The sequence below is a fragment of the Microbacterium sp. P2_F9 genome (assembly GCF_056403635.1).
In genome coordinates, this window is sequence record NZ_JBFUFC010000425.1 from 1 (window position 1) to 582 (window position 582).

At 62.9% G+C, this 582-nt stretch carries 1 riboswitch.

The features are described 5' to 3' along the window. The first annotated feature begins 226 nt into the window (after positions 1 to 226). A riboswitch (glycine riboswitch) is annotated at positions 227 to 318 on the forward strand. Positions 319 to 582: the final 264 nt, after the last annotated feature.

Here is a 582-nt window from a genome sequence, read left to right on the forward strand (position 1 = left end):
GTCCTGGCCCGGGTGGCGCCGCAGGCTGAAGATCACCGTCGAGACCGCGACGCGCGTCGAGTCGCGGTCTGCGATCGCAGTCTCCGTGGGGAGCAGCTCGGTTCGAGTCATGGTGACCTTATCTGTTGATCCGATCTTATAGTCACCTCGACCAAAAGGCAAACCGCTTGCGCTCGCGCGCCCGGCCCGGATCGGTATGCTGGATCAGCAACTTAACAAAGGCCGCATGACGTGTGCGGGAGAGCCCCGACCTCGGTCGGGCACCGAAGGAGCAAGCCTCCCCGCCAATCTCTCAGGTCCGCGTACCGCAGACGTCCGGCCGCTCTGGAAAGCGATTTCGAGCGAGCGAAGCGAGCAAGAAATCGGGTTGAGTAGGCGCCCCGGCGCCGTATCGAAACCTCCCAGGCGAGACGACCGCTACGCGTCTCCATCTCGCCCTTGGAATCGAAAATCAACGCGATTCGCAAGCAAAATCGAAATCCGCCGACGGTGAAAGCCGCGGCATCCGTCCTTCGACGCGATGCCCGGTGAAACTCTCAGGCCGATGACAGAGGGGGAGTTCAACAGGAGCCGTCCGGCGAC